This is a genomic window from Hymenobacter amundsenii (genome assembly GCF_002204745.1).
Lineage (GTDB): Bacteria > Bacteroidota > Bacteroidia > Cytophagales > Hymenobacteraceae > Hymenobacter > Hymenobacter amundsenii.
In genome coordinates this window covers 1-22707 of record NZ_NIRR01000042.1, presented here as the reverse complement: position 1 = coordinate 22707, position 22707 = coordinate 1, and the positions used below count along the sequence as shown (strand labels likewise).

Here is a 22707-nt window from a genome sequence, read left to right as displayed (position 1 = left end):
CTGCTCTGGTACTACCTTTATCCCTAGAGCTTGAAGGAAATCAGCAGGCAAACTACTACGGCGAACAGGGCCAGACCTTCAATCAGGGCAGCCACAATCAGCATAGCCGTCTGGATTTTGCCCGAAGCTTCCGGCTGACGGCCGATGGCTTCCATAGCCTGACCACCGATACGACCAATGCCCAGACCGGCACCCAGAGCAACCAGACCAGCACCGATAGCGGCACCGAATACGGCCAGACCAGTAGAGTTAGCAATGGCCTGCAACAACAGAGAAAGAAGCATAAAAAAGAATTTGGGGAAGTGAAAAACGGAAAAAAATCAGGGGAGAAAACGGGAATTAGTGGGCGGGCACGTGTGCCGGATCGGCATCTTCGCCGCCACCCATCTGGTAATCGGCATCATGATGATCTTCCACGGCGCCGCCAATGTACATGGCCGTCAGCAGCGTGAAGATGTAGGCCTGCAGAATGGCCACCAGCAGTTCGAGCAGATTGATGAACAGGCCAAAGGCCAGCGACACGGGCGCGATGCCGATGTTGCGGAAGATGAAGATGAGCGAGATAAAGCTCAGCGTCACGATGTGACCGGCTGTGATGTTGGCAAACAGTCGAACCATCAGCGAGAACGGCTTCACCACGATGCCAATCAGCTCGACCGGAATCATGATGGGCAACAGCAGCTTAGGTACGCCGGGCGTAGCGAAAATGTGGGCCCAGTAGTTTTTGTTGGAGCTGAACAGGGTGATGAGCAGCGTCATCAGGGCCAGCGTTAAAGTCACGGCGATATTGCCGGTGAGGTTGGCGCCGCCGGGCATCAGGCCCATCAGGTTGTTGAACCAAATGAAGAAGAACACGGTGAGTAGGTAAGGCATATACCGCTCATACTTGGGCCCAATCGACTTCTTGGCAACCTCGTCGCGAATGAAGACGATAACAGGCTCGAAGAACGACTGAATGCCCCGGGGGGAGCCTGTGCCGCGCTTGCTGTAGCCGCGGGCTACGGTCGTGAACACGACCAGCAGCAGCACCGCGCTCAGCATAAGCGTAGCCACGTTCTTAGTAATGGAGAAGTCGTACACCTTGCTGCCGTCCTCCGACACCAGGTGCTCGTGCTCCAGCTTGAGGCCCTCATGCACCTCTCCCTCGGCCAGGTGCCGCGACGAGAACACCGACAGACCGCTGCCCGCCCGGTAGGCGATAACGGGTAGGTAGGTAGTGTAATGATCTTCGCCGATGGAGAACCAGTGCCACTCGTGCGAATCGCCGATGTGGTGCAGAATCATCTCGCCCGGGTTGAAGTTTTCGGACTCCGTTGCGTCGGCCGTGGTGGCTATCGGCTCGTTGGCACGGGCCGTCAGCGACAGGAGGCAGAAGAGGGCAAAAAGTAAGCGCTTCATTCAGAGTGGCTTAGGGATTTACTCACAAAATCTTCATTCTGTGATTTCGCCCCGTTTTGAAAACGGGCGCAAGTTACTCAGAACGGCCCATACTTCAAACCCAGCGAAGAGAAAATAGAGGATGAAGAAGCTTCCGAGGAAGGCCCAACGGGCATTGCCTTCGTGGCCGCCCCCCCGCAAAAGGTACACCAGCACCAGCGTGAGCGATAAAAGCAGCCGGGCAACCATGGCCCCGAAATAGGCCACCAGAAAGTTGTCGGGGCTGGCTCGTAACAACCGCTCCATCATTCGGTAGAGCACCAGCGTGAGCACAAAGAAGAAGGCAAACGTGTAGGGCGTGAACGGATGCACGATCTGACTCCCGAACTGGCTGTAAAGCGCGTACAGCACGAAGCCGACGAGTAAGCTGAAGAGCAGGTATTGTTTGAGGAAGGGTTTCACGTCAACTATAAAATTGGGTGCGTATGGCCAATGTAGCGTAGCAAGTGAGCTGCTTTGAGTAAGTCGAACCCAATAATGCCTCTTTCCTGACTCTCCCTTATTATTTGGGAGTCCTCACTCAGCTGACCTATGGTAAACCCCTGAGGCTCTTGGTATATCGCATAGCGTTGGTCATCAGAAATATCCCAATAGAAATCATGCTCCAACTCAATTTGTCCCTGCTCACCGTATTGGCTTTTCAGTGCGGCTAGGCTCTGGAGTAACAACTGCTCTAAGTCAGCAATAGAGATGGAAGTTGGATAGCCACTCATATTTACTCCCCCTTACTCACGGCCCGAATCACGTTGTAGAGGGCCGCAAACAGCCCCAGTAGCATCAGGCCGAGCGTGAACCAGGGCGTTTTGCTCTGGAAATGCTGGTCAAGCCAGTAGCCGGCCCAGGTGCTGAGGCCGATGGTGGCTGCCATCTGCGCCCCGATGCCGGAGTAGCGGGCGACGGTACGCAGGCGGTCGGAGTCGGCATCGGGCTTGGGGGAGCCGGAATCGGGTAGGAGGCTGGACATGGGGGCGGGATAGTGGTGGGGAGGGCAAAATTACGGCTTCGCGGCTTACCAACCATTGTCGGCCTCAACCGGCCCGACGGCGTCCGGGGAGAAACCCGTACTTTTACTCAGCTTGCGACGTTCCTGAAAAACCGGCCTCCGAACGATTCGGCGGGCGGCGGATGTTTTCCGTCCGGACCCTATTTTTCGCCCTGAGCTTTTCTGCCGCTTTGACGACGACCAACTCCCTGCTTTTACGCGCCCTTGCCGCACCCGTAGTCGCCGCGCTGCTGGCCGCCGCCGTGGGCGGCTGCGCCTCGGAGCGCCGCTCACTGGTGGGCCGTACCTACGACAACGTAGTGGCCCGCGACAACGCCTACTTCCTGGCGCGTGAGAAGATGAAGACGACCGAGCTGACCCTCGACAAGGCCCGCGTCAACGACTACAACCGGGTGCTGCCCCTGTTTCCAACCGTTGATGAGGCCACCGCCACCCGCGTGGCGGCCGACATGGACGACATCGTGAAGAAGGCCTCGCTGCCGGTGCAGTACCGCCCGAGCTCCGACTGGACCGACGACAGTTACATCCTCATCGGCAAAGCCCGCTACTACAAGCGCGAGTTCGAGGACGCGGCCAAGACGTTTAAGTACGTTAACAGCACCAGCCAAGACCCCAACGCCCGCCATGAGGCCCTCATCTGGCTTATGCGCACCTTCCTGGCCCTCGATGAGCTGGACAATGTGCTGGCTGTGTCGAACATCCTCGATAAGGAAACCGGTACCGAGCGCAATGCCCGCGCCCTGTTCCTGACCCGGTCGGAGTACTACCAGCGCGTAGGCGAGCCTAAACTGGCTATTGAGAACCTGGAAAAGGCTATTACTTACATTGAGCCCAAGAACGAGCAGTCGCGCAGCCGCTACATTCTGGCCCAGCTGTACCAGGCCCAGGGCGACGATAAAAAGGCGTACGCCGAGCTGAATCAAATTCTGAAAAAGAACCCGCCCTACGAGCTGGACTTTTTCAGTAAGCTGATGCTTGGGCAAGTGTCGGACCTCAACCAAAACGACCGCGCCCGCCTCGATAAGTACTTCGCTAAGCTGCTCAAAGACCCCAACAACAAGGAGTACACCGACAAGATTTTCTACGAGATGGGCCGGCTCGAATACCGGCAGCAGCACTACCCGGAGGCCCTTGCGCTACTGGAAAAATCGGTGCGTACGCCTAAGGCTACCAAGAATCAGCAGTCGTATGCCTACCTGCTGAAGGGCCGCATCTACTACGAGAACTTCCAGAAATACCGCTTGGCGGCCGCCTACTACGACAGCACGGTGCAGACCATGTCGCGCACGGTACCCCAGTATGAGGCCGTGGCCGAGCGGGCTGGTATTCTTAAAGACTTCACCCAGCAGCTCATCATCGTAGAAAACCAGGACAGCCTCCAGGCTCTGGCCCGCCTCGGACCGGATGAGCTAACGGCCCGCCTCACGGGTTACGCCGAGGCCGAGCTGGCCGAACGTCAGCGCCAGGCCGAGCTGCTGGCCGCCCGCCAGGCCAAGGAGCAGGAACGCCAGCAACAGCAGCTGCAAACCGCCGTGGGCCTGGCACCGGGCCGCGACCTGCAACCCAACATCAGCTCCGACGATTTCCTGGACGGTAACACCGGGGCCAAGTGGTACTTCGATAACCCTACAGCCCTGAGCACGGCCCGCAACGACTTCATTCGGAAATGGGGCGACCGGCCACTCCAGGACAACTGGCGCACCGTAACGCAGGCCAGCAACTCGCCCGTAACGCCCCAGGGCGGCAACGTACCGGTGAGCATCGCCGGCAACGGCAACACAGTAGTCAACGGCCTGGAGCAGCCTGCCGCAGCCGCCATCGACCCGGCAGCCGAGCGCCAGACGCTGGTGGAGCAGTACCGCCTCAATATCCCGCTCAGCCCGGCCCAGCTTCAGGTTTCGGCTACCCAGACCCAAGAGGCGCTTTATGCGTTGGGCGGCATCTATAACCAGCAATTACGCGAACCCGAGCAGGCCATTGAAACCTACGAAACGCTGCTGCGTCGTTATCCGCAAGGAACGCACACGCCCGAAACGCTCTACATTTTGTACCTGATTGCCAAGGAGCGCGGCCAACCCGGCCCGGCCGAGGAGTACGCCAACCGGCTGCGGCAGACGTTCCCCAACTCGTCGTACGCCCGCCTGGTGGCCGACCCGGAGTACCTGCGGCGCACTTCCATTGCCAACGCCAAGGTGGCCGTGTTGGTCGATACGGCCTTTGCAGCCTATAAGCGCCAAGACTTTAAGAAGTCGGGCATTACCCTCGATCAGGCCCGCCAGCAGTACCCCGAAAACGACCTCAACGACCAGGTAGCCTACCTGAATACGTTGCTCACGATTCGGACCCAGCCCCCACTGACGGCCAAAGCCACGGTGGAGAAATTCTATAAGGACTACCCCGAAAGTCCGCTGGCCAGCAAGGCCGCCATTCTGCTCGAAACCTACCAGAAATACGAACAGGGCCAGATTACGGGAGCCCTCGCCAGCACCGCCAAGCCCGGAATATCGGTTTTCCGGCCCGGCGAAGTCGACCCGCGTGCCAACCGGATGCAGTACAGCGCCCAGCCCGCCGCCCGCCCGCTATCCGTAAGCCCGCCCATAACGCCGGCTCCGGCGGCGACCGTTCCGGCTACTCCGGCGGCCACTTCCCCGTCCCCAACGCCCACCCAGCCGGCCGTGCTCGATAAAGTTGCCCCAGTTTCGGCCGAGCCGGCGCCTGAGCCCGCACCAGTTGCGCCGCTTACGCCCGAGGAAGAAGCTCTGGCGGCCCGGCGAGCTGCCGCCCAGGCCCGCGCCCGGGGCCAGAAAACACCCGCCGCTTCCAAGAAGAAGCCAGCCAAATCGGTGGCAGAACCTACCGACCCGACTGCCCCCGACCCGGTGACACCCGCGCCTACGCCCGCAACACCCGCACCGGCTCCGACCACGAATTCGCCTGCTTTGCCAGCGCCCCCAACGCCAACCGCGCCGGTACCGCCGGTGCCGGTTTCGCCCTACAAGGCCGATGTAGCCAGCAAGCACACCGTTATTATTGCCCTAACGCCCGACGCAGCTCTGACACCCGATGACCTCGTAACCCAGCTGGGAGCTTACAACGGCCGGTTCTACAAATCGAGCCAGCTGCTGGTGCGTCGGCAGACATTGCCCGGCGGTGGGGGCGAACTGGTTATCGTGGAGGCGCTGGACAACGCCAAAATCGCGCAAAGCTACGCCCTGAAGCTGCGCAGCCCCCAATCGCCGCTGAGCAAGCTGCGCGGGGCGGGTTACCAAACCCTGATTGTAGGCATTGACAATGTGCCGGTATTAGTGGAGCAAGGTAAACTCGACGATTACCAGCGCTTCTACGAGCAGAACTACCGTTAATGTCAATTGAAAATTGAGCGCTGAGGGCTGCTGTTGGTGAAGCCTGCGTATTTGGGCCGTATTCTGGCTTTTGAGCCTAGAAAGCCGCCTCTCCGCTTTCGATTTCTCACTTTTACTTTTTGATTTTTAATTCGAACAATGGCTTACTCCGCCACTAAAAAGACGAATGCAGGCCATGGTAAAACCAACCGGCCCGGGCGCTATACCGGCTGGGCCCGCTTGTTGTGGGTGCTGTTTGCGCTGGGTCTGGCCGGGGTGGTGTTGTACGTGCTGGCCGTAAGTGCGAACTTCCTGAACCTGTTCGGCCGCATGCCCAACCTGAAGTCGTTGGAAAACCCGCGCAGTGAGCTGGCCTCCGAGATATATTCGGCCGACAACGTGATGATGGGCAAATATTTCCGCGAGAACCGGACGCCTGCCGAGTACGAAGACCTGCCTCAGCACCTCGTAGACGCCTTAATTGCCACCGAGGATGCCCGCTTCGAGGAACACTCTGGCATCGACCCCAAGGCCACCGGCCGGGTGGCGGCCGGTTTGCTCACGGGCGGTAGCGGCGGCGGCGGCTCTACCCTCACTCAGCAGTTGGCCAAAGTGCTGTTCCGCACCCGCGACGACCTCAACGATGGCATTCTCAACGATGTGCCGGGCGTGCGGATGTTCGTCACCAAAACCAAAGAGTGGATTCTGGCGATTCGGCTGGAACGCAGCTACACCAAGCGCGAAATACTGCGCATGTATCTGAATACCAACGACTACGGCTCTAATGCCTTTGGCATCAACACGGCGGCCAAAACCTTCTTTGGCAAAAAGCCGATGAAGCTAAGCCGGGCCGAGGCGGCTACGCTGGTGGGTGTACTCAACGCCCCCTCGCGCTTCAGCCCCAAGTTCAACCCGGCCCGCTCCCGGGCGCGCCGCAACTGGGTGCTACGCCAGATGAACAAGTACGGTTACCTCGATGCCCAGCAGCTTCAGGCCGATACCATCCAGCCCATGAAGCTCGATTACCAGGTCGAGAACCAGAACGAAGGTATCGCGCCTTACTTCCGGGTGGAGGTGAGCAAGGAATTACGCCAGTGGGCCAAAGAAACCGACCACGACCTCTACTCCGACGGCCTGAAAATTTACACCACCATCGACTCGCGAATGCAGAAGTACGCCGAGTCGGCCGTGGCCGAGCACATGAAGCTCCAGCAAAAGTGGTTCGACCAGCAATGGAAAGGCCAACAGCCCTGGCGCGACGAAAGCGGGCGGGTAATTCCGGGCTTCCTGAACAGCTCGCTCAAGCGTACCGGCCGCTACCGCTCGCTCACAGGCCGCTTCCCCGACCAGCCCGATTCGGTGAAGTACTACCTCAACAAGAAGTACCCGATGAAGGTCTTCAGCTGGACCTCGCCCAACCACGAGAAGGAAGTCACGATGTCGCCGATGGACTCGCTGGCCTACTATAAGCGGCTGCTACGGGCCGGTTTTCTGGCCATGAACCCGCTCAACGGCCGCATAAAGGCCTGGGTAGGCGGCGTCGACTACCGCTACCTCAAGTACGACCACGTAAAGCAGGGCAAGCGCCAGCCGGGCTCTACTTTCAAGCCCTTCGTGTACACAGCCGCTATCGACCAGGGCTACTCGCCCTGCTACCAGCGTCCCGACGTGGCCACCACCTTCCCGGCCGAAGCCGGCCGCCCCGCTTACACGCCCCGCAACTTCGAGGGCACCTTCTCGGGCCGTAACTACACCATCCGGCAGGCCCTGGCGCGCTCCATGAACTCGATTACGGCTTGGCTGGTGAAGAAGCTCGGTCCCGAAACGGTGGTCAGCTACGCCAAACGCATGGGCATCACCTCCCCCATCGACGCGGTACCGGCCGTGGGCTTCGGCTCCTCCGATGTAAGCGTTTACGAGATGGTAGGCGCCTACGGCACGTTCGTAAACAAGGGCGTCTGGACATCGCCGGTGATGGTAACGCGCATCGAGGATAAGAACGGTAATGTGCTGCGCGAATTCGTGCCCCAGACCCGCGAGGCGCTAAGCGAGGAAACTGCCTATCTGATGACCTACATGCTGCGCGGCGCCACCGAGGAGCGCGGCGGCACGAGCATCATCCTGAAAGGCGGCTTCAAGTTTCCGTATGAGATGGGAGCCAAAACCGGTACCACCAACAACTACTCCGACGGCTGGTTCATGGGCCTCACGCCCGACCTAGTGTGTGGCATGTGGGTGGGCGGCGAAGACCGCAGCATCCACTTCCGCAACGGCTACTACGGCCAAGGCTCGCGCATGGCGCTGCCCATCTACGGCCTGTTCATGAAGAAGGTGTACGCCGACAAAAGCCTCGACATCAACACCGGCCCCTTCCCCAAACCCGCCACACTCACCATCGAAACCGACTGCTCGCGCTACTACGGCGGTATGGGCCAGCGCGACACTATCCCCAGTGACCAGAAGCTCCAACAGATCAAGCTGGATGACCTAAGGGGCGAGGACATCTAACATCACAGATTTGCGCTGATTTTGCGCTTATCAGATTGATTTTTTACGGAATGTGGCCGGGACATCCTGGCCACATTTTTTGTTGACATTTTGATTCAACTTTAGAAGATGTATTGCGGACTTCTTTCCCTGCGTATCTTCCAATGAACAGGAATCGTAGCTTGAACTGCATTCCTTGCCACCACCCACAATTTGCGTAATCCGCTGAAGAATCAGCGAAAATCAGTGATTATTTATGGCCGCCTCTCCCGAGCTGCAAGACCAAATCCGCCAGTTGCCCCATCGTCCGGGGGTATACAAGTATTTTGGCGATGAGGAAACTATCATCTACGTGGGCAAGGCCATCGACCTGCGCAAGCGGGTCAGCAGCTACTTCACCAAGCAGGACCATAACAAGAAAACCCAGCAGCTGGTCAAGAATATCCGGCGCATCGAGTTCACCATCGTGGATTCGGAGTCGGATGCGTTTCTGCTCGAAAACAACCTCATCAAGCAGCACCAGCCCAAGTACAACATCCTGCTCAAAGATGGCAAGACGTACCCCTACCTGCTGCTGACCAACGAGCGGTTCCCGCGCCTGATACCCACCCGAACCAAGCGCCCCGGTGACGGCCACTACTACGGCCCCTACGCCAACGTGACGGGCATGAACCTGCTGCTGGAGCTGATTCGGGCGCTGTACCCGCTGCGCACCTGCACCTACAACCTCTCGCAGGCTAACATCGAGGCCGGCAAGTTCAAGGTGTGCCTGGAGTACCATATCGGCAACTGCAAAGGCCCCTGTGAGGGCCACCAGGACGAAGAGACCTACAACCAGTACATCCAGCAGATCCGGCAGATTCTCAACGGCGACCTGCGCCTGCCCAAGCAGTACTTCCGCGACCGGATGGCCCAGGCGGCCCAGGAGCAGCAGTACGAGTTGGCCCACCAGTTCAAGGTGAAGCTCGACAAGCTCGACGAGTTCCAGAGCAAGAGCACCATCGTCAACGCCAACCTGACGAACATCGACGTGTTCGCCATTGCCTCCAACGAGAAGGCGGCCTTTATCAGCTACCTCAAAGTGATGAACGGCAGCATTGTACTTACGCAGTCGGTGGAGGTGCAGAAGAAGCTCGACGAGCCCGACGACGAGATACTGGCCCCGCTGGTGATGCGGATGCGCGAGGAGTTCGAGAGCGAGTCGAAGGAAATACTGACCAACGTGGCCTTGCCGCCCCTGCCGTTGCCCGGCGTTACAGTAGCTCAACCCCAGATCGGCGACAAGCGCAAGCTGCTGGAACTGAGCCTCAAAAACGTGCTCTACCTACGCAAGGAAAAGGAAAGCATGAACGACCGGAGCAAGGACCTCAACGAGGTGCGCATTATGGAAACCATCAAGAAAGACTTGCGCCTTACTGAGCTGCCTAAGCACATCGAGTGCTTCGACAACTCCAACTTCCAAGGCGATAACCCGGTAGCCGCCATGGTGTGCTTCCGTAACGCCCGGCCCAGCAAGAAGGAGTACCGCCACTACCACATCAAAACCGTTATCGGCCCCAACGACTTCGACTCGATGTACGAAGTCGTTAGCCGCCGCTACCGCCGCCTCACCGACGAAGGTGCCAGCCTGCCTCAACTCGTGATTGTCGACGGTGGCAAGGGGCAGCTCAGCATGGCCGTGAAGGCCATCAAGGATCTGGGCCTATGGGGCCAGATGGCCGTCATCGGCATTGCTAAGCGCCTCGAAGAAATCTATGTTCCCAACGATCCGCTCCCACTCTACATCGACAAGAAGAGCGAAGGCCTACGCCTGTTCCAACGCATGCGCGACGAGGTGCACCGTTTCGGCATTACCTTCCACCGCAACCGCCGCGACGCGGGCACGCTCAAAACCGAACTCACCGACGTCAAAGGCCTCGGCCCTGTTACGGCTGACAAGCTACTGACTAAGTTCAAGTCAGTTAAAAAAATCAAGGAGCTCTCCGAAGCCGAGTTGGTCACCGAAGTCGGCAAAGCCAAAGCCCGCATCCTGATCGACTACTTCGCCCAAACCGACGCGGCGGTATAAGGCGCAACACCCCAAAAAGCAACAGGCCCCAACCAGATTTGGTCGGGGCCTGTTACTTTTTGGGGTGTTGCGATTCAGAACGAAGCTGTGATTAACAGCTTAGAATGACCACAAGTTGTACTCATACTCGATTAGGTCAGCTGCCGCTTGTTGCGAGGCAAGAATGCCCTGCTGCTGGCTGCCATATACCTCGTCGAGGCGCGAATCGTTAGGGTTCGATACTTTCACGATGTAGGAGTTGAACAACCACAGCTCAAAAGCATCGGCTAGGTTCTTGTGCTGGGCATCGTTCTGGGGGTTAAACCAGATAGCCTTGTCCGGATTAGCCCGGAACACACGAACCAAGTCGCTGTACTTGAAGCTACCAATCGGCCGTTCAATACCCGAAACGTTGGCACCCAGCGTCGAAGGGACCAGCAAGGTAAGGGCTTTGATGTCGTGATACATCCGCGACCGTTTTTTGTCGAAGATCATATCCTCCTTCAATTCCATCTGGTAGACGTCCTTGGGGCGGTACTCGTAGCTCGGTGGAGCGGCGGGGGCAGCATTAGCAGTCTTACCCTTTTTTGGGGCACCCCAATCGTCGCCGGTGTCCTCGGAGAAACCAGCAGCTTTTTCCTCGTCGCTTAGGCCAGCTGCAGCTTCCTGGTACGACATATTGCCGGATACTTCCTTAGCCGAAAGCGTGCTCGTAAGCGAGTCATTGCGGTAAGCTTGTAACTCACCGCGCTTCACGGCTTCCAGAATGATACGGCTGATTTCCCTACCCTCGGAAAACATGGGCTTGTTCTGCTTCTCGCGCAGGTCAATAGCCCGCCAGATCGTTTTGCGGAACATAATGTCCGAATTTGGGATCGGGCGGTATGAGCCGTTACTGCTCGCGGTGGTGGCTTGCTCCTGAGCCGAAGCTGCCACCGACAGCGTGAGGCCGGCCGCCAAAGCGGCGAAGGAAAGGAATTTGTTCATACCAGGTAAATTAGTTGGTCGTAAGTAGTTGGTGGTCGGACAGTAGAATATCCTAACACCAACTACCAATTACCGTTCCAACGCTTAGAGCAGCGGAATATTGAACACCTTCGACACTTGTACGTCTTCCACGTTGCCCTGGAAGTTCTGGCGCTGTACGCCTTTCACTTCGATGTAGAGACGGTCACCTTCGCGAGCTGCGTTTACTACGGAGCTCAGGTCGGCGTTGGGGCCGCTAACTGGGATGGCCGGAATAGCCGGGCGCTTGCCGCGCACCAACGTTACCTCGTAGCGCGATACCCGGAAGCGGGCGTCATCGGGCAGGAAAGTAGCGAAGCTGGCATCCGGAATGGCTTTCAGGTTCATATTACGCACGGCCGTAATGGGAGTGCCCTGCTTTTCGTTAGCGGGTCGGCCACCTACCCAGCACTGAATGTCGGGCTTAGGAATGCGGCGAACTTCGAATTTCTGCGAACCAATGGGGTTGCCCCCGCTGCTCACGCTCAGGGTTACTTCGCTGGCGTTAGGTACCAGTGTTACTTCACCTTTGGTAGCACCCTTAATGGTAGCAGCTCCAGTGGCTGAGAAGCTTGGATCGTACTGAGCGCCAAGTGCAGGCACGTTTACGCTTAGCTTGTTGCCACAACGGAAATACAGGGCCTGAATAGAGGCCGACTGAATCTGCATAACGGGCTTGGTCACGGTGTAAGGCACGCTTACTTTGAAGGTCGTGTCGCGGCCGTTCTGCTTGAAGCGGATAGTACCTGTCCAAGTAGACTTAGCGTTGCCATCCTTATCGAAGTTGCCTGGGCGGGCAGTGAACTCCACCTTGCCTTTACCATCCGGTCCTACCGACAGTGGCGAACCGTTCAGGGTCATGCTCGGGTTGAGCCCCGAGGCTGAAGCCGTCAGGAACAACTCGCCTTTGTACTTGGTACCAGCGGCCACGGTATTCGACTCAGCACTGGCGAAGGCTCCAATTTTGTCGAATACGATAACCGAACCACCCACTTTCTGGGCCAGTGCGTTCAAAGCATCCGACTCATATTTGAGCACTTCGGCCTCCTTTTGGGAGAGAATGGCCAAGGCCGCTACTACCGGAGTATTCTCAAAGTTGAGCTGGGCAAAATTCTTGTTCTTCTGCTCCTTATCCACTACCATCGGATCGTCGCCGGCGTCGAGGGCCAACGGCGAAACGCCGGGAATGATGTTCTTGATATAATCGGAGTACTTGTTCAGCTCTCCTTTCATCTTGTAGCCCACGCCGTCTTTATTGGCGCCAAGCATGAGTTCCGCCACTTTATCCTCGGCGCTCATGTTCTTGAACTCGTTCTTGCCTTTGTTCTCGGTTTTAGTGAGCAACTGGTCCCGTACCGAAGCCAAATAACCAATAGTTTCCTTAGTCCGCTCCCGTACCTCTTGGCTCTGCTTGAGCACGGCCAGGTCCTTGGCTTGGTTACGGTTTTTCTCAACCGCGGCCTGAATGCCTTTTACCGTGCCGTCGTTGGCCTTCGATACTTTCCCGTTGATGGAAGAGAGGCTGTCGTCGAGAAACTTGAATTTGAGTAGAATTGCTGAATTTACCTGCAAGGCTAGAAGCGCGGTGAGTACCAGGTACATCATCCCGATCATCTTCTGCCGTGGAGTTTCTTTACCTCCCGCCATCGTATCTGCCTGTTGCTATGCTGTGGAATTATATCTAAACCTATTGCCTAAGCGCAGCCTTAGCTACCAGCGCGCATGGCGTTCAGCATATTGCCGTACACCCGGTTCAGCGACCCCAGATTGGTGGTCAGGTTGGTTACCTCAGTCTTGAACTGGTCGGTTTCTTTGCCGGCTTCGGTCAGATTCTGCATGGCCTGGGCCAGCGTCCCGTAGAACTGGTTCATGGACTTGAGGTGGGAATTTGCATCCTGCAACTCCATCTCGTACACAGCATTGAGCGCACCCAGATTCTTGGTCACGTTCTGCACCTGTAGCTGATAAGCACCAGCGTCGGCGGTGGCGTCGGCCATCGTGCTCATCGCATCAGCCGTCTTCGAGTACGATTCGTTGATGCGCTCCAGCGACTGGGCAGCTGAACGAACTTTGGTCGTATACTCGTCGGTAGCGTTGGTAGCATCGCCGAGGCCGGCGAGCTGCTGGGTAGTGGTGCTCAGGCGGTTGAGGCCCTGGCCCAGCGACGTAATAGCTTCGGGTGTTACGTTGGCATCCTTCAGCATGTCGTCGAGCTTGCGGGTCAGGCCCGTGCCACCATTGTCCTGCTGCAGGAAGCTGGAGTTGCCGGTCGAGGGGTCGTAACCTTCGCTAAGCTCGGGGTAAACCATCGACCAATCAACCTCCTTAGAAGTAGGTTGGAACGCGCTCAGGAAGAAGATTACGGCCTCCGTACCCAAACCAACGATCAGCATTTCGCTGGCGCCTTCCCAGTGCTGAATTTTAAACAATGCTCCTACGATTACGACTGCTGCGCCGATGCCATAGATTTTGGGCATCAACACATCGTACAGAAAACTACCGCCTTTAGCTGCCATGTGATTGTGGTGTTGGAAAGAGTTGTTGTGGTAATAATTTAAAGAGAAACGTGCGGGAGGAAAGGGAGCCTAGCGGCCGGTTCCCGATCCAATCTGGATCATGGCCGTGCGGAAACCAATGTAAGAGCGGGCCGAATCCTGGTATTCGTAGTTACGAGTACCGGTTTCGAGGAAGAACGCAATGTCTTTCCAAGAACCGCCGCGCACTACTTTGCGGGGCTCATTATCGTCGGGGTTGGTTGGGTTCATATCCCAAACTACCGGCACCGAGGCTTCCATGTAAGCATCATCACACCACTCAGACACGTTACCCGACATATCGTAGAGGCCGAAGTCGTTGGGAAAGAACTCACCCACTGGGGCCGTATAAGCATAACCATCGGAAGCATAGTCGCCGCGGCCGGGTTTGAAGTTGGCCAGTAGGCAACCATTGGAGTTGCGCAGATATGGGCCGCCCCAAGGATAGGTTGCCAAGTCGCGGCCACCACGGGCGGCGTACTCCCACTCGGCCTCGGAGGGCAGGCGGAAGTTAGGCGTCGGGGCCAAGCCCGCCTCGTCGTTTGCGAGGTTTTTATTTTTGGTGCGCCAGTTGCAGAAATACTTGGCAGCGAACCAATCCACACCTACTACCGGGTAGTCGTCGAAGGCGGGGTGGGTGTAGTAGTACTCCATGAGCGGGTCGCCCATATGGTAAGTGAAGTCGCGAACCCACACCGTAGTGTCTGGGTAGAGCTCGGTCATCACGTACTCCTCACCCAACACGTCAATCGAGTCCTGGCGGATGGCGTTCATGAACTGCCGGTACTCGTTGTTGGTAATTTCGGTTTCGTCCATGTAAAAGCCGGCGATAGTCACCTGCTTGTTCATGTTGACCATCGAAGCCGAGATATCCTGGTCGGTCTGGCCCATGTGGAAGGTACCGCCGGGGCAGGGTGCCATGCCGTAAGGCACTTCCTGCGGGTTGAATTCCGGCCGGTCCTCCGCCCCTACTAGGTCGCCGCTGGGTCCTTTGCTGAAACCACACGACCCCAGCAGGAGCGTCGAGAATGCAACCAAGGGAAATATGAGAAACTTATTCATGTGGAAAGAAAAAAGACGACCGAGGGGTGATATCCAAAGATTACAATTTTTCGGGCTGACAAATCTAGTGAATCATCCGTTTGTACGCAAGCAATCCGGCTAATGCCGCTTATTTGTCTACCAACTAATGAATCAGCCGGTTAAACACCGAACTGGGGGCATTAAATCTATCAGCAAGTTCGCTAACCGGTTTTCCGGCGCGGCAACGCAGCTAAAAGCTGCAAAAAAGGGCCTGTTAGAAGCTATAACGCGGCGTACGGATAGCCGGACGGATAGCCATACTCGGCTTGGGCAGCCGATAGCCCAACATGATTTCGAAAGAACTCGCCGCTTTAGCATCTTGGCCAAATGCAATTATGTCATAGGCTAATCCCAACCGCAACGCATTGTCTTTGGCGAAAGATATTCCGCCCAGGGCCGTAAACGCATCCTGCGACCGGTACCCCAACCCTCCCCAAAAACGGTCGTTGAACGTGGCACGCATACCTACTTCATACGACGTATTACGAAGCGCTAGTTTGTCGTTGTCACTAAATTTTCCCGGCAATACTACTTTTACCAACGCCGTCGGCGTTAAAATAACGGAAGAATTGAGGTCAATATTGTAACCGCCCGTCAGATAGGCATGATTCTCAATCAAATACTGAGCCGTTTTACCACTACCCTGCACTTGGCTACTAAACCGGTAGCCAGAGCGCAGTAAATTATTGGCGCTGAGCCCTAAATAAAATTTAGGCGCCTCGTACCATACACCCGCGCCCATGTCCAGCTTACCATCGGAGCCCTCTTTGGGTACGAAAATATCAGTTTCGTCGTTGGCGCGGTACGTTCCCTGATAGATGTTATTGAAAATACCCTGCACACCTAGCCCGAGTGTGCCCTCACCTAATTTTAGGTGGCGGGAGTAAGAGAGCTGCACGTTGGTCGTATTGAGCTGGGCAATTCGGTCGCGGTAGATGCCGATGCCGATGCCGCCAGCTAGTACCGGTACCGGCAGCGAGGCCGTGAGCGAAGCCGTAGCAGGAGAGCCACCATCATCAAAGGTGGCGTTGTAACCGAAGTACTGAATCCGGCCGATAGCAGTGATTTCGCCGTAGCCCTTGATGCCCGAATAAGCTGGGTTCAGGTTTAGGCCATTGAAGCCGTAATGACTGAACTGGGGTTGCTGTTGCGCCATTGCTTGTCCAGCCAATAGCAAAGCGCCAATACCAAATAGATAGTTCTTCATAGGAATCAGCCGTGATTAAGCCCCGGATGATACAATGGGCCTACATCTTCAAATGTAACGAAAAAACCACCCCGATCAATTCAATTAGAAGCACGAAAGAAGAGCTACGGAGCAGCTCTTCTTTCTATTATAAACTAGTAGTTTACTTGCTGGCCTTCTTGGCAGTAGCCTCGCTGGCGGTAGCCGATCCATGATGCAGACGGATATATGCCTCAATGGCACCGGTCATGGATGGTGCATTGGGCTGGGGAGCCTCAATGTCGAGGAACAGGCCAGCATCTATTACCGCTTTGGCCGTAGTAGGGCCGAAAGCGGCGATGCGGGTACCGTTCTGCTCGAAACCAGGGAAATTGATGAACAGCGAACTGATGCCGGAAGGACTAAAAAAGGCGATGCAGTCGTACTTTACATCGGTCAGGTCCGACAAGTCGCTAGCTACGGTGCGGTAAATGACAGCCTCCGTGAACTTGAAATTGTTGGCGCGCATGAACTCCGGAATATCGTCTTTGCGGATATCGGAGCAAGGATACAGGAACGTCTCGCCCTTATGCTTGCGAATGACATCGAACATGTCGGCGGCCGTACGCTGGCCTACGAATAGCTTGCGCTTGCGCAACACGATGTACTTCTGCAGGTAGTTAGCGGTCTGCTCCGAGATGCAGAAATATTTCATCTCGGCGGGCATCTCTATTTTCGACTCCTGACAGATGCGAAAAAAGTGGTCGACGGCATTGCGGCTGGTAAAAATAACGGCCGTGTGCTCGAGAATGTTGACCCGTTCTTTGCGGAATTCCTTATAGGATACCGGTTGCACCTCTATAAACTCGCGAAAATCTACTTTGATGCCATACTTATCCGCGATGGAAAAGTAAGGAGATACATCGTTGGTTGGCTGGGGTTGGCTGACCAGGATGGTGGCAATGCGGTTGGCGTGACGGCCCGTTCCCGGTTGGTCTTTAGTGTCGGCCATTGGGTAGGAAAAAAAGGGTAAAATCTAAAGCAATAGGAGGGCGTTACGAGGAGACAGGCAAAGCGCTAAAGAGCAGGTCAGTAGGTAAAAACGATGAGTTTGAGCAAAATGATCAATGGAATGACTTCCGTGGCGCAAAGGTACGAAAACAAATGCAGATTGAGGAGCGAGTTTTTGCGGTGCAGCGTGCGAGCTACGCGCCAGACGGTGCCTACCAACAGCAAGGAAACCACGCCGTTGGATACCCATAAAACCGTTTCGGGCAGGCGCTGGTTCAGCCCCAGATACAAGAGCATTACCATCGGCAGAAACAAGCCCATAAACAGGATGGTGCGGATGAATTCCCGGTACTGAATCGTGACCAACTCAGTTACATCAAAAATGTAACCCATTAACTCCAGAAACAGGTATTTACCCAGCACGAACCCCGCCACGAGCCCGGTGTAGAGCAGCACCTTCACGACAATGGTCGATTCGGCTACGTCGAAGAGCCGGCGCAGAATCACGATGTTCTGAATATTGGTATGGATGGCGACCAGCAGCAGGGCAAACGAGAGAGCAAAGAGTAGTACCAGCAGCAGGTTAAGCCACGTAAGGGTGGGCTTGGCCAGGAAGTCCTGCTCGGCGGAGGCTTTACCCCACAACCCTTCGAGCTGGTAGATGCGGGTGAAGCCGGGCTGGTACGTAGCTCGCAAACTGCCGTAGCCGAGGCCCAACACTAGCAGAAACCCTACAAATACGTTCTGTCCCTGGTGGCCCTGGGGCCGGGGTTGGGCCCGTAGTGGCAGTGGGGCTACCGTACCGGCGGGGGCTTTCAAAACGTCGGGGGCATTCTGGAAAGAAGCCAGATTGGGTAGCACGTCGGGGTGCCATACGCAAAGCAGGTGCGGACCGGCATTGCTTCCAGCCGGTAGCAACGCCGCCAAATCGAGAGTGTAAGAAGCCGGGGAACTGGCCGTGAACACGAGCCGGTTATCTAGAAACAGGCTTAGCTTTTCGCGGGCCGTGAAACTGATGCGCACTGGCTGGCCGGGCCGCACCGACAACCACTGATAATAGGCATGCACAGGCGCATGATAGTCGGGCAGGTAGAGCACGAGGCGGTTGCGGGCCACATCCTGAATCAGCCAGTCGGAGGTGAGGCCGGCGCGGGGCTTGGGCGCCAGCGGGCGGTAGTCGACCGCAGACGCCGCTAATGGCAGCAGCCATAACAGCCAGAGCAGGCTCAGAATCCGGAAATGGAAACGGTTACGCACTGCCCGAGCTAGGTTACGAGGCTACCCGCTGCCGTTCGGCCCGGCTGTGGTAAACGCCCAAAAACAGGCTCAGAATCAGCGATAATCCTACCAGCAGCCCAATCAAAACCAGATTACCCAGGTAGGCGAAGTTAATCACCAACAATATCACCACCACATTGAGCAGGCCCAACAGCATGACGGTGCTGATCTGCTGGAAACCCATGGCCAGAATCCGGTGGTGGACGTGGTTTTTATCGGGCGAGAAGGGGGAGCGGCCGGCCATCATACGCACAATGAAAACGCGCAATGTATCGAACAGCGGCACAAACAAGATGCCCAGCGCCACAGCCGGGGCCGCCGAACCGAAGGGCTGCCCCACCGTCAGGCCCATCTCAATAAACTGAATAGTGAGAATCGAGACAATAAAGCCGCAAACCAGTGAGCCAGTGTCTCCCATGAAAATACTAGCCCGATGAAAGTTGTAGCGCAGAAAGCCCATGATACCACCCACCACGCACACGGCCACAAAGGCGTAATTCTGATAGCCCGGTCCGCCGTACTGGTAGAAGTAGTAACCGAAGGTACTCACGATGATGAGCACAATGGAGCCGGCCAAGCCATCGAGGCCATCAATGAGGTTGATGGCGTTGGTAATGCCCACGATGGCGAAAAATGTAAAAGCGTAACTGATACCGATGGGTAGCTCTTCAATGCCCAGAATACCCTGGAAGCTGGTTATGCGCACGTCGGCCATAATCATGACGACGCCCGTGGCCAACAGCTGGCCAACGAACTTTTTAGCTACCGAAATGCTCACCAGATCATCCTTCAGCCCCACAAAAAACAGGATGATGCAACCGGCTAGCAGTTGTTGCACCCCATTGTTGAGTGGGGCGAAGATGGTGAGGGCCGACATAAAGCCCGCGAAAACAGCCACTCCTCCAAGGCGGGGAGTCAGCGACTCATGCACGGTCCGCACGTTAGGCGTATCAAGCATATTTTTCAGGTGGGCGATGTAGATAATGGACGGGACGGCAAACATCGCCACCAGAAACGCCCACAGGGAGGACAGGCCCAACTGAATTCCGAGTGCATTCATTGCGGGTCGGCTCTTGTGGTAAAAACGCGCCCAGGGACGCAATAAAAAGGCAAAAAGACAGTTAGCTGTGCAACACCCCCGCCTGATCGATCAGGGGAATCATCATCAACTGATCGACTCCAATTGATTCGGGAGCGAAGATGAATTTCTTATCAAAAACCTGGCCGCCTAGATAATAGCTAACCCAGTACTGGTTGTGCAAGTGAAATACAGCGGGGTCGATGGCCTCGATGGGAGATGCGGATCGGGGCGGTACCTGGGGCAGGCTGTGCCGCAATGTGGAGGTGCGGATAGGCTCGCCTGCCGGGCCGGTGCCGTACCCGTTGGAGCTAACCAACACGTTATCGAGCGGCTCGTCGTTGTCGTTGAGCAGGTACACCTGCCAGCCCGGCTGCTCCGGGGTAGCCGTAGCGGCCTGTTCGTCGGGAACTATGGCGATGGCGACGCCCTCGACGGGGCGGAAAGCAATATCTCTTTTCATCGGACGGCGGGTTCAGTCTGCAATTCGGCCCCGAACAGGCGCGCCAAGTGCAGTAGCAGGCGCTCCTGCACCTCGGCTACCGGCACAGTCCGGCCCAGCTCCTGCCGGAGCGAGGTCACGGCTTTATCGGTAATGCCGCAGGGCACAATGTGGCCAAAATACGTTAGGTCGGTGTTTACGTTGAGCGCGAAGCCGTGCATGGTTACCCACCGGCTGCATTTCACGCCCAAGGCACATATTTTGCGCGGGTTGAGCGCGCTGGCCTCAAAGTCGAGCCATACGCCCGTTAGGCCGGCAATGCGGCCGGCCGCTAAATCGTAGTCGGCCAGTGTAAGAATGACGGCCTCTTCGAGCAGACGTAGATAGCGGTGGATGTCGGTAAAAAAGTTATCGAGGTCGAAGAGCGGGTAGCCCACCAACTGACCTGGACCATGGAACGTGATATCGCCGCCACGGTTGATGCAGTGAAACGTGGCTCCGTGGGCCACCAGCCCGACCTCATCGAGCAGCAGATGCTCGGGTTTACCGCTCTTACCAAGCGTGTACACGGGCGGGTGCTCGCAGAGTAGCAGATGGTTGGGGGTAGGTTCGGGCAACAGGCCTGCTTCGATGGCTTGCCGGTTTCGGGTTTTTGCGGCTAGTGTAGCGGCCATCAGCTCCTCCTGCAGCTCCCAAGCCGCCTTGTACTCCACCAGCCCCAACTTTTGCACCTGCACCTGCCGGTTTTGGCCCGCAGTGGGTGCAGCAGTGGCCGCTACCACCTCGGCGGGCAACGGCTCCGTAGCGGAGGCAGACAGCGCACAGGCAGAATAGGTGGTGGTCATGGATGGCTTGAGTAAAGTCTATTCGCGTTGGGCAAGCAGTTGATTGGGGCCGCCGAAAAAAGGCAAAACAGTGGCCTTCATTCAGCAATCTAAGCCTTTTGAGTCAGCAGTAAAACCCCTGACAAACTACCGAGAGCGGCAGCACAAAGCCGCAGCCTTAAAACTAAGAGTCGCAACAGCTTTCAAAAGACAGTCAAAGGTACTAGATTTCATCGGCCCGGCACCGTCCGGTGCCCGCTTATGGTCCTATCTTTCCGGCCGTCGGGTCAGGGTTTTTGCCCGCAACATGTCCAACTCTGCCCACCAGCTCGGCCACGAAGGCGAGACGGCCGCCCTGCACTATCTGCTGGCCCGAGGCTACGAACTGCTGCACCGCAACTACCGTTTCCGCCGCGCCGAAGTAGACCTGATTATGCAGCTTGGGCCCGAATTATTGGTGTTCGTGGAAGTGAAGGCCCGCTCCTCATCCCGCTACGGGCATCCCGAGGAATTCGTAACTGAGCCCCAACGCCAGCGGCTGCGGTTGGCTGCCACCCACTTGCAGGAAACAATGGACTGGAACGGCGACATCCGCTTCGACATCCTGGCCCTCAGCCCTACCACCCAAGGCTTACGCATCGAGCATTTCGAGGACGCGTTTTACTAACCTCAGACCCACTCAAAAGGGGTTCGTAGGCTTATAGCACGAAGCTCCAGCTGCACGTTTCGGTGAGCTTTGACCGTCAGCAACAATACGCGAAGCTGGCGCTTCGCGCTACATCCGCCATCCGCAAACTCCATAATGAGGAATGGTACTCCCAGGTCGTTCGCGCTGCTTACTTTCGGTAGCGGGCTCCAGGGCGCGTTTTCTCAACCTGGTCGCGGTTATCGAGCTTATCCTTCTCATAGATGAGTACGCCGTTACGGTTGTACTCTTTAAGTAATACCGGTTCCTGCACTTCGGGGTCGTAGCCCGATTCGCCGTAGGCGTACACATAATGGCGGCGGTCTTTGAGGTTGCGGAAGCCCCAATAGTTCACCCACTCTCCTATCCGCCGGCCGTTTTCGAACTGGCCGTCCCACTCGCGCTTGCCGTTGGCCAGGTAGCGCACGTAGTCGCCTTCCATTTCGCCATTGAGGTATGGTATTACCTCCTTGAGCTGCTTGCGGTCGGCATCGTAGTACGTGATGTTGGCGTCGCGGGGAAAGCCCATCTCGTAGTGCATCTTACCGAGCAGCGTATTGTCGGCCGCGAATTTTTCCCAGCGCAAGTGCCGGGTGCCATAGGCGAAATAGCCCGTCTCAATCACTTTACCACCTTTCAGCTTTTTGTACGGCCCGTGCATCACCTTATCGGTAGCGGGGTTAAGCTCGTCGCTGGCCTTAAACACCTTCCGCTTACGCGGATTGTAATAGTACACGGCCGGGGCCAGCGGGTCAGGCTGCTGGAAGTTTTTGAGGTAATAGAAAATCTCGATTTCCTGTCGCTTGCCCTTGGGGCCCGACTTGGTGTAGCCCTTCTTGATGGGCTGGCCCAGGAAAATATTCTTCTTCTTTTTAGGCTTGCGCTGGGCGGCTCGCTCTTTAGCTCTGGCGGCTTGCTCCTGCTCCTTGGTCATGGCGACGCGCTTGGCCATGGGTGAGGCAGCGGTATCGGCCAACTGAGTTAGGCTATCGGTGGCGGCGGCCAGGGCTTCGGGGGCCTCGGGCCTGCTGTTGAAGGAAACTGTTTTTTTGGAGCAGGCCCCAGCCAGTAGTAGCGTGGCCAGCAGGCAGTACAAACGAAACAGACGCATTAGCGAGTTGGGCAAAATTCAGAGCAAGGAACGTAAAGATAAAGGGATTTAGTACCCGAAGGCAGCCAAACCGGGCCCTAGGTGTATAGTCCCAGCGTGAGGTGGGTCGGGTCATGGGTAAAGTTAACGGGGTTTTTCTGCCACTGGGCACACACAAATTCATGTGGCGTGAGGCC

At 56.8% G+C, this 22707-nt stretch carries 19 protein-coding genes; 4 read left to right on the top strand and 15 right to left on the bottom strand.

Translation table 11 applies throughout. From position 1 onward, the window contains the following. Positions 1-23: 23 nt before the first annotated feature. The 4 genes from atpE to CDA63_RS21660 form a co-directional block, all read right to left on the bottom strand. Positions 24-284 carry an ATP synthase F0 subunit C gene (atpE, locus tag CDA63_RS17460; protein WP_088465749.1) on the bottom strand — a complete coding sequence of 87 codons (261 nt, stop codon included), beginning with the start codon at positions 282-284 and terminating at the stop codon, positions 24-26. 55 nt (positions 285-339) lie between these two features. After that, positions 340-1398, bottom strand: a complete 1059-nt coding sequence (gene atpB, locus CDA63_RS17455) for a F0F1 ATP synthase subunit A (RefSeq protein ID WP_088465748.1) — start codon at positions 1396-1398, stop codon at positions 340-342. A 33-nt stretch (positions 1399-1431) separates the two neighbouring features. Continuing rightward, positions 1432-1839 (bottom strand): hypothetical protein, encoded by a 408-nt coding sequence (locus CDA63_RS17450; RefSeq protein ID WP_088465747.1) that lies wholly within the window; start codon positions 1837-1839, stop codon positions 1432-1434. Between the two features lie 313 nt (positions 1840-2152). Continuing rightward, a complete protein-coding gene (locus tag CDA63_RS21660) occupies positions 2153-2401 on the bottom strand; it encodes an AtpZ/AtpI family protein (RefSeq protein WP_088465745.1) in 249 nt (82 codons plus the stop codon). A gap of 209 nt (positions 2402-2610) precedes the next feature. Here CDA63_RS21660 and porW point away from each other — a divergent pair, with 209 nt between their 5' ends. From porW to uvrC, 3 genes are all read left to right on the top strand, one after another. Beyond that, a complete protein-coding gene (gene porW / locus CDA63_RS17435; protein ID WP_126546921.1) occupies positions 2611-5802 on the top strand; it encodes a type IX secretion system periplasmic lipoprotein PorW/SprE in 3192 nt (1063 codons plus the stop codon). Between the two features lie 138 nt (positions 5803-5940). Further along, positions 5941-8289, top strand: coding sequence for a transglycosylase domain-containing protein (locus CDA63_RS17430; protein ID WP_242434730.1), 2349 nt, complete (start codon positions 5941-5943; stop codon positions 8287-8289). Positions 8290-8524: 235 nt separating this feature from the next. Continuing rightward, entirely contained in the window at positions 8525-10336 is a 1812-nt protein-coding gene (gene uvrC / locus CDA63_RS17425) for an excinuclease ABC subunit UvrC (protein ID WP_088465743.1), read from the top strand. A 99-nt stretch (positions 10337-10435) separates the two neighbouring features. Here uvrC and porN read toward each other — a convergent pair whose 3' ends face one another. The 10 genes from porN to lipB all read right to left on the bottom strand — a co-directional run bounded on the left by porN (position 10436) and on the right by lipB (position 20756). Further along, positions 10436-11302 (bottom strand): type IX secretion system ring subunit PorN/GldN, encoded by an 867-nt coding sequence (gene porN / locus CDA63_RS17420; RefSeq protein WP_088465742.1) that lies wholly within the window; start codon positions 11300-11302, stop codon positions 10436-10438. An 84-nt stretch (positions 11303-11386) separates the two neighbouring features. Next, positions 11387-12967: a type IX secretion system motor protein PorM/GldM gene (gene porM, locus CDA63_RS17415; RefSeq protein ID WP_088465741.1), complete on the bottom strand. Its 1581-nt coding sequence runs from the start codon at positions 12965-12967 to the stop codon at positions 11387-11389. 59 nt (positions 12968-13026) lie between these two features. Continuing rightward, a complete protein-coding gene (gene porL, locus CDA63_RS17410) occupies positions 13027-13836 on the bottom strand; it encodes a type IX secretion system motor protein PorL/GldL (RefSeq protein WP_088465740.1) in 810 nt (269 codons plus the stop codon). 69 nt (positions 13837-13905) lie between these two features. After that, positions 13906-14916: a T9SS ring complex lipoprotein PorK/GldK gene (porK, locus tag CDA63_RS17405; RefSeq protein WP_088465739.1), complete on the bottom strand. Its 1011-nt coding sequence runs from the start codon at positions 14914-14916 to the stop codon at positions 13906-13908. Between the two features lie 235 nt (positions 14917-15151). Beyond that, positions 15152-16144, bottom strand: a complete 993-nt coding sequence (locus CDA63_RS17400; RefSeq protein ID WP_088465738.1) for a PorP/SprF family type IX secretion system membrane protein — start codon at positions 16142-16144, stop codon at positions 15152-15154. Positions 16145-16286: 142 nt separating this feature from the next. Beyond that, positions 16287-17114, bottom strand: a complete 828-nt coding sequence (locus CDA63_RS17395) for a uroporphyrinogen-III synthase (RefSeq protein ID WP_088465737.1) — start codon at positions 17112-17114, stop codon at positions 16287-16289. Between the two features lie 77 nt (positions 17115-17191). Beyond that, positions 17192-18370: a DUF4271 domain-containing protein gene (locus tag CDA63_RS17390; RefSeq protein ID WP_088465736.1), complete on the bottom strand. Its 1179-nt coding sequence runs from the start codon at positions 18368-18370 to the stop codon at positions 17192-17194. Between the two features lie 13 nt (positions 18371-18383). Further along, positions 18384-19451, bottom strand: a complete 1068-nt coding sequence (locus CDA63_RS17385; RefSeq protein ID WP_242434727.1) for an MraY family glycosyltransferase — start codon at positions 19449-19451, stop codon at positions 18384-18386. Between the two features lie 61 nt (positions 19452-19512). Then, positions 19513-19932, bottom strand: coding sequence for a hypothetical protein (locus tag CDA63_RS17380; protein ID WP_088465734.1), 420 nt, complete (start codon positions 19930-19932; stop codon positions 19513-19515). Continuing rightward, positions 19929-20756, bottom strand: coding sequence for a lipoyl(octanoyl) transferase LipB (gene lipB / locus CDA63_RS17375; protein ID WP_088465733.1), 828 nt, complete (start codon positions 20754-20756; stop codon positions 19929-19931). The genes CDA63_RS17380 and lipB overlap by 4 nt, the downstream gene beginning before the upstream one ends. Before the next feature lie 286 nt (positions 20757-21042). On the opposite strand from lipB, the gene CDA63_RS17370 reads away from it, so the two are divergent. Then, positions 21043-21402 carry a YraN family protein gene (locus CDA63_RS17370; protein WP_088465732.1) on the top strand — a complete coding sequence of 120 codons (360 nt, stop codon included), beginning with the start codon at positions 21043-21045 and terminating at the stop codon, positions 21400-21402. A gap of 169 nt (positions 21403-21571) precedes the next feature. Here CDA63_RS17370 and CDA63_RS17365 read toward each other — a convergent pair whose 3' ends face one another. Beyond that, entirely contained in the window at positions 21572-22531 is a 960-nt protein-coding gene (locus tag CDA63_RS17365) for a toxin-antitoxin system YwqK family antitoxin (protein WP_126546920.1), read from the bottom strand. Positions 22532-22707: the final 176 nt, after the last annotated feature.

Excerpts from the sequence above, each read along its gene's own strand:
- atpE (WP_088465749.1), bottom strand. The coding sequence starts at position 284 with ATGCTTCTTTCTCTGTTGTTGCAGGCCATTGCTAACTCTACTGGTCTG.
- atpB (WP_088465748.1), bottom strand. The coding sequence starts at position 1,398 with ATGAAGCGCTTACTTTTTGCCCTCTTCTGCCTCCTGTCGCTGACGGCC.
- CDA63_RS21660 (WP_088465745.1), bottom strand. The coding sequence starts at position 2,401 with ATGTCCAGCCTCCTACCCGATTCCGGCTCCCCCAAGCCCGATGCCGAC.
- CDA63_RS17430 (WP_242434730.1), top strand. The coding sequence starts at position 5,941 with ATGGCTTACTCCGCCACTAAAAAGACGAATGCAGGCCATGGTAAAACC.
- uvrC (WP_088465743.1), top strand. The coding sequence starts at position 8,525 with ATGGCCGCCTCTCCCGAGCTGCAAGACCAAATCCGCCAGTTGCCCCAT.
- porN (WP_088465742.1), bottom strand. The coding sequence starts at position 11,302 with ATGAACAAATTCCTTTCCTTCGCCGCTTTGGCGGCCGGCCTCACGCTG.
- porM (WP_088465741.1), bottom strand. The coding sequence starts at position 12,967 with ATGGCGGGAGGTAAAGAAACTCCACGGCAGAAGATGATCGGGATGATG.
- porL (WP_088465740.1), bottom strand. The coding sequence starts at position 13,836 with ATGGCAGCTAAAGGCGGTAGTTTTCTGTACGATGTGTTGATGCCCAAA.
- porK (WP_088465739.1), bottom strand. The coding sequence starts at position 14,916 with ATGAATAAGTTTCTCATATTTCCCTTGGTTGCATTCTCGACGCTCCTG.
- CDA63_RS17400 (WP_088465738.1), bottom strand. The coding sequence starts at position 16,144 with ATGAAGAACTATCTATTTGGTATTGGCGCTTTGCTATTGGCTGGACAA.
- CDA63_RS17395 (WP_088465737.1), bottom strand. The coding sequence starts at position 17,114 with ATGGCCGACACTAAAGACCAACCGGGAACGGGCCGTCACGCCAACCGC.
- CDA63_RS17385 (WP_242434727.1), bottom strand. The coding sequence starts at position 19,451 with ATGAATGCACTCGGAATTCAGTTGGGCCTGTCCTCCCTGTGGGCGTTT.
- CDA63_RS17380 (WP_088465734.1), bottom strand. The coding sequence starts at position 19,932 with ATGAAAAGAGATATTGCTTTCCGCCCCGTCGAGGGCGTCGCCATCGCC.
- lipB (WP_088465733.1), bottom strand. The coding sequence starts at position 20,756 with ATGACCACCACCTATTCTGCCTGTGCGCTGTCTGCCTCCGCTACGGAG.
- CDA63_RS17370 (WP_088465732.1), top strand. The coding sequence starts at position 21,043 with ATGTCCAACTCTGCCCACCAGCTCGGCCACGAAGGCGAGACGGCCGCC.
- CDA63_RS17365 (WP_126546920.1), bottom strand. The coding sequence starts at position 22,531 with ATGCGTCTGTTTCGTTTGTACTGCCTGCTGGCCACGCTACTACTGGCT.